The organism is Aestuariivirga sp., assembly GCF_046093005.1.
In the GTDB taxonomy this organism is placed as follows: Bacteria; Pseudomonadota; Alphaproteobacteria; order Rhizobiales; family Aestuariivirgaceae; genus Aestuariivirga.
The window spans coordinates 1-6,305 of sequence record NZ_JBJTER010000091.1 but is presented as its reverse complement, the minus strand read 5'-3'; the positions used below and the strand labels follow the sequence as shown (position 1 = coordinate 6,305).

The 6,305-nt window shown below is 57.7% G+C and carries 5 protein-coding genes and 1 CRISPR repeat array; all 5 genes read right to left on the bottom strand.

Translation table 11 applies throughout. The features are described 5' to 3' along the window. Positions 1-150 (bottom strand): glycine--tRNA ligase subunit alpha (locus ACKOED_RS08005; protein WP_408916064.1); only part of this gene is annotated, 150 nt, incomplete at its 3' end. A 121-nt stretch (positions 151-271) separates the two neighbouring features. Continuing rightward, positions 272-1,363: a CRISPR direct-repeat array (repeat unit 36 nt; unit sequence GCTGCGGCTTGCGGTCATCTCTCGGTTTGCTACACT). Positions 1,364-1,413: 50 nt separating this feature from the next. Further along, the gene (gene cas2 / locus ACKOED_RS08000; protein ID WP_408916063.1) at positions 1,414-1,719 is read right to left on the bottom strand and encodes a CRISPR-associated endonuclease Cas2; all 306 of its coding nucleotides are present in this window, start codon (positions 1,717-1,719) and stop codon (positions 1,414-1,416) included. A 41-nt stretch (positions 1,720-1,760) separates the two neighbouring features. Next, on the bottom strand, positions 1,761-2,696 hold the full coding sequence (gene cas1 / locus ACKOED_RS07995; RefSeq protein ID WP_408916062.1) for a type II CRISPR-associated endonuclease Cas1: 936 nt from the start codon (positions 2,694-2,696) through the stop codon (positions 1,761-1,763). Between the two features lie 9 nt (positions 2,697-2,705). Next, on the bottom strand, positions 2,706-5,906 hold the full coding sequence (gene cas9 / locus ACKOED_RS07990) for a type II CRISPR RNA-guided endonuclease Cas9 (RefSeq protein WP_408916061.1): 3,201 nt from the start codon (positions 5,904-5,906) through the stop codon (positions 2,706-2,708). A gap of 210 nt (positions 5,907-6,116) precedes the next feature. Beyond that, the coding region (locus tag ACKOED_RS07985; RefSeq protein ID WP_408916060.1) for a glycine--tRNA ligase subunit alpha at positions 6,117-6,305 on the bottom strand (189 nt) is incomplete at its 5' end.

The window sequence follows — 6,305 nt, the reverse complement described above, 5'->3', positions numbered from 1 at the left end:
CCCCACGGAGCGCAGCGTGGTGGCGGGGTGGAAGGTGCCGGCCCCCACCTCCATGTCATAGGGCTGCAGGATGACGCAGCCCTGCCGGCCCCAATATTCATGGAGCGTCAGGATCAGGTCCTGGAAGGAGCGGGTGGGGTGAAGCGTCATCGGCGGGGAGCTGGCCGTAATTCCGGTGACAGTTCACTTTTTGACTGCACCCACTGTCGCGCTGGGCGGCAAAAGCCCATAGCAAAAAGTGAACTGTCACCGGAATTCAAGTTAAGAATATGCTGCGGCTTGCGGTCATCTCTCGGTTTGCTACACTTCATGACAGCCGGGGCTGCGACACCTATGGCGCTGCGGCTTGCGGTCAACTCTCGGTTTGCTACACTGGTCATGCGGTTTCATCCTCTTTCATGTTGGCTGCGGCTTGCGGTCATCTCTCGGTTTGCTACACTCGAGGGCTTCTGGTTTAACCAGAAGGTTGCGCTGCGGCTTGCGGTCATCTCTCGGTTTGCTACACTTAGCTTGGTCGCCTGACATTGCTATTTCTCGCTGCGGCTTGCGGTCATCTCTCGGTTTGCTACACTATTGCAATATTTTTTAGCATTACGAGTGTGCTGCGGCTTGCGGTCATCTCTCGGTTTGCTACACTCGGATTCGCCAGATTTGCTATTGTCGAGAGGCTGCGGCTTGCGGTCATCTCTCGGTTTGCTACACTGGTCCAATCCAAGACTGCGCCAGTTGCGCGGCTGCGGCTTGCGGTCATCTCTCGGTTTGCTACACTGCCGAACGACTGCCAGCTTTGATCGGATATGCTGCGGCTTGCGGTCATCTCTCGGTTTGCTACACTAAGCGTGTTGACATTAAGTGTCACCGCGCCGCTGCGGCTTGCGGTCATCTCTCGGTTTGCTACACTGTAGCTTGGTCGCCTGACATGCTGTTTCTCGCTGCGGCTTGCGGTCATCTCTCGGTTTGCTACACTAGCCTTGAGCGTTACGGGCTGCCAACAACTGCTGCGGCTTGCGGTCATCTCTCGGTTTGCTACACTGTTCTGGCTGATGCCAAGGCGCGTCATATTGCTGCGGCTTGCGGTCATCTCTCGGTTTGCTACACTTGACCTCGCAGGACCCATCGGGCTTTGGGCGCTGCGGCTTGCGGTCATCTCTCGGTTTGCTACACTGCAGCATCGGGTTGAACGCGTCGTCGTCCGGCTGCGGCTTGCGGTCATCTCTCGGTTTGCTACACTCTCGGTGGCGAGGTTCCCCGATCCGCGCATGCTGCGGCTTGCGGTCATCTCTCGGTTTGCTACACTCGCTCTAATCTGGACTCCCGTTGGAATGATGCTGCGGCTTGCGGTCATCTCTCGGTTTGCTACACTATAGTTCTCTCAAGCCCTTGAAAATAAATCACCTTCGCCCGCTACAGCTATCAAAAAAACTCGAGCTGAGCGGGTGAGGGAGGGGCCGGTCTTCGTTTTTTCCCGGTAAAAACATGAATGCGGCCATATTGGCGGTCGGTGATGATCAGAAACCGAACCTCGCCTTCCGGCGGCAGCTGGGCACCCATCCGCCGCACATGCGCATCGGCGTTCTCGATGGAGGCGCAATGACGCGCATAGACAGAATACTGCATCATGCCGAAACCGTCTTCCAAAAGCCGCTTTCGAAATGTTGCATAAGCCTTGCGCGCGGCGGGTGTGTCGGTCGGCAGATCGAACATTGCGATGACCCACATGGATTTCCATCCCCAGGGAATTTGTGGGAAGGATCTGACATTCATCCCGGTTCGGATTCTTCGCCATAGCTGCTCTGCCCAAGCGGCAGACCGCGCGGCAATTGCAGATCGACGCGGCTCTCGGCGAAGCTTCGCGACAATGAGGCGGCGCTGGCTTCAATAGCGCCCAGCAACGGCAACTGCCTTGCACCGATCATCACGCCCTCATTGAAGAGTGAGAGAAGGGCCGCCCTATTCTGTTTGCTGGACAAACCTTCAGCCAAGCAGCCGCTATCCCGAATCATCCTCACTCGCCAATCAACAAAGGGGCGGAATGGTTCCAACAGATCGTCAGCCAGACAAAATGGATTTGACCGCCGTGTGTGGAAGACGCCCAACGAGGGGATCAAGCCAGCCGCAGCAACCGCCCGCGCCACTGCCGCGCGAATAACGGCATAGCCGTAGTTCAGGAACGCATTGACGCCATCTGCCTCCCGGTCGCGCCGGAAACCAGTTCCAAATAACAAGGGCCAGTACCGCTGCGCTGCCTGGGCTTCGTGGTTGCCGCTATCGCCGGATTTGACCATCTTGACGAGTTCAGAAAGCCTGCCATCGTCCGCCTCGAAGTGAGCGAGTATCCGCGCTTGCTGAGAAATCTTCGCGCGCACCAGCTCTTGCCAAATGCGCTTGCGCAGCGGAAGCGCGGCGCCTGCTTGGGCGATATGCCGTTCAGTCTGTAGGTGGTGGCCTTGCAACGGCAGCATCATACCGATAGGCAGATGGTCACTCCCCGTTACGATAATCGTTGCACCCGCGTTCATAAGTTCCACCAATACCGCCTGTGTGTAGCTAGCCTGCCGGTCATCGACAATAACCACGCCCAAGTCGTCGATCGGCAGCGTAACGCGCGGATATTCCCTGCGCTCGATCACCAACTGCCGATACGACACTGAAAGACGCGATCCGGGCGTTCCAATCTCTATTGTGCGCCGTTGCATTGATGTTAGTTAGTCGCGGGCTGGCCGAACCCGGCCTATCGGATCAACGGAGACCTTTCGAACGCCCTTTTCCACAAGAGAGGCAAGATATGGGGTGTATTTCGTTGCTCTATTGTCTGGCCTCGCATCTGTGTGTGGGACAATAACAATCTGACCGTTAGATGCGAGCGTTCTGACAACCCAGTATTTCGCTCTATCGTCATCGAATGTAATAATGTCGCCTTTTGATATTGAGAACATCAACTCGCTCTTGTCTTGGAGCCTTCGCGGGATGACGGGCTGCCGCTGACGACCACGCAATGCGGCTTCGTAAAGGGACACAGGCACCTCATAACACTTGCCGTCTGCACCTTTGTAGAGGGCGAAGTGATGATTTGTATCCTTTGGCACGAGGCCGTTGTGAAGCGGAATCAACAAGTGGCGTTGTTTCCTCGTAAGAACTCGGACCTTACGAACCACTGTACCCTTTCGACCAAGGGGAATGGGTTTTTCAAGAGCCTCCTCAAGTATCTTCTGCTCTACCGATGAGGCTTTTATCTTCCTCTGGGCTTTGTGGTGGTCAACGTCGATGCCATTCTTCGACAAGTGCGCTTCAATGGCGGCGCGGACACCGTCATCAGCAATTCTGTATCGATTTTCCTCAAGACTGTCGGAAAGCAGGTCTGCCAGCGACAGCGCCGTCACTGGTACTCGTTCAACGACAACGCCATAGTCGACGCTACCCACTTTCATATCTCTATTTGTATCGCCATAGACAGAACCAGTATGGAGCGCCCCCGACAGCTTCTTTCGCACCCTGTGCGAGACCACAATCTTCGCAACGTGCTCCTCCGCTTCACGCCGGATTGACGGCCAAGGCGCATCAAGCCTGGGGTTAAGCGCGCCGCCCGGAGGCGACTCCTCCATCTGCCAGTAGCGCGACAGCCGCTGGCTCATGCCCGGATGGGTGCAGGCAACGGCAAGCGCATCGACGGCGTGATGCCGGTGATCCGCACGGGTCTTCTCTCCATCGTCGGAAAGAATGTTGTTCAGACCCCACAATCTGCGCAAGTAGGCCGTTACCTTGCCTGTTACCGCCTGCACCCTCACCGGCGCTTCAGGGCCTTCGTCCGGCCATAGCCGCTTGAGTGATGACAGCGCTTCGCGCGCCGCATAACCCGTATCGTTCAGTTGGCGGCTGGCGAAATCATCCGGGATTGCCGTAGCGATGAAGCGCCGCGCCTTTCGGAGGCTCATGCCGGCTTTCCCTTTACCCGCCTTCATCTCCTCAATCCTGGCTGTGATCGCGGTCCACAAATCGGGGTCGGAACCAAATGCGGCGAACGGAAGCAAATTGCGTTTACGTTGGTTCAAGTCCCGCCTGCATAACGTCAGGTTGGAAAAGCTATTGTCGAACGAAACGCTTCTGGGCCAGATATGCTCAATCTCATACTCGTTCTGCCGGAACAAAGCGTCGAACGAGATCATATCACCTGAATACGGGTCTCTCTCTCCGCTTTCTTTCCAAAGAAGCCATTTCATCACAACTTTGCGCCCTGGCTGATCAATGCCATTTGCTTGCAGATCATCCAATGCCTTCTTCCGCTGCGCCTCCTGCTTGCGCATGGCCTTCGACTGCTCTTCGCGTTCACGTTTCGAGAGGCCGATATCGCGGGCCAGTTCTATGCGGATCAAGTCTGGCTTGCCATGAACCGTAATCAGATTATTCACCACCTTGCGCAGTTCATTCAGCACGCGGTTGACCGTTGGGTTGCGAATGCCGCGCATGCGTTTCGCTTCGTCCCTGTCGCGCGGGCTGGGCAACCGATCGAGGAATTCGCCGGTCGGCCTGTTGCGATTGGGAAAGTTGCCGTGCCGCCACGTATTCCATTCCGATCCCGCCAGCAGCGATCCAAGCCGGACGCCGCGCTCAAGCTCTGGCATGAGCCGGGCAATGGCATCAGTGGAATAGGCGTCCCATCCAACCGGAAAGCTCATGGCTTCAAGTTCGCGCGCCTGTCCGGGCGCAACGCCAAAATCCGTAATGAAACTCTCGGCAGCTTTGCCGCGCCGGGCTTTGCGTTCGGCTTCCGGAAGAATAACAACGCGCTGGCCGATTGATCCATAGTCGGCATCGCGAAGCCTTGTATCGGCCGCTTCGCGAATGGCGTGTTTGTGGGGATGTTTTTCCCAGTCGGGTCCAAAAATCGCCGCGAGTTTCGCTTCGAGCGGGTTGCCGAGTAGTTTTGGATTCCCGCCTTCCTCCAGGTTGAAGCGGACTGTGCGCGCGCTCTGGCCACGCGCCTTGAAAAGCGGCTCAAGAACCTTCCGCACGCCGCCCCATGTCATGGACCCTTGGGTTTGGAGCGCCGCCAAGATCGCGGCGCGCTCATCTGCCTCCAATGGCCTTTGATTTCCGCCAGCGATGGCCAGGTTGTTGAGCTGCTCGAGCATGCGCCTCTGGCAGGAGGCCCAGGATGCCTTGGACGCCAAAGGCGAGTCAGGCATCAGCTTGCACTGCCCCAAGGTGTTCTTCCGCCAGAACACGGGCTTTTGCTCGAAAATCGCGTCGCTCAGCGCCGCCGTGAAAGCGCCATCCCGCAACGCCGGATGATGAGGGCGCTGGGCAAGCAGCAAGGCTTCGAATTCGGCGCGGACATGATCTCGCAGCGCATGCACGCCTCTTTTGCGGCTCCCCGCTGGTATCGCCGCAAGATATGCGCCAAGGGTCTGGCCAGTCGATTTCAGGGCAGCGATTGTTGTTTCGCGCGCGGACTTCGCCTTCTTTTCTTCAACTGCGTCTTCCTTGCCGTCTTCCAGCTCCTCGATGTCCCGCCCGCGAAAGTGGCGGCGCTTGGCGAGGTGATAGAGCGCGCGTCCAAGCTCGTGCGGCGAGAGTTGCCGAGTCAAACCTTCTGCCCTGAGCGCGTAAGGGTCTGGTCCCCGCGACATCGCAGCCCATTCGCTGCCGCCAAAAGGTGGCAGCAAGCCAACGCCCGAGAGCAATTCGTTAAGCTGCCGCCGCCGGACGCGCCGCCGCCGGTATTGACGCCGCATCATGCGCGCCAGACGCCGCTGCTGGTTCAAAGGCGTGCCATCGCTGTCGCGCGCTTCAGGGAAAACTCGCGTCCCCATGCCAAGCAGTTGACCTTGCGCATCATTCCTCGACAGCCGGATGACCGCCCAGCCAATCGATGTGGTTCCAATGTCGAAGCCGTAAATCAGGTCCATTTCGCAGCCTCATAGAAAATTAGACTTGAAAACAGCAGTAGAATATAGTTTTATTCAAATGTAGCAAACCGAGAAGTGATCGCTTGTCGCAAGTAAATGATCCTTCGTGTGGGCTCGGCAACCCAAGATCAATGCCGGATAATGAAACCCCGCGCCTTCCGGCGCGGGGTTTTCAGTTTCCGGAGATCAGCGGAAACACGGTAATGGGAGTTACCCCCCTCCCCCATCCGTCCGGCTCCACGCCTCGCAGCAGCCCTTGGCAAGCTCCCGCACCCTCAGGATATAGGCCTGGCGCTCGGTGACCGAGATCACGCCGCGCGCGTCCAGAAGGTTGAAGAGGTGCGAGGCCTTGATGCACTGGTCGTAGGCGGGAAGCGCCAGGAGGTGGCGGCCTTCGGC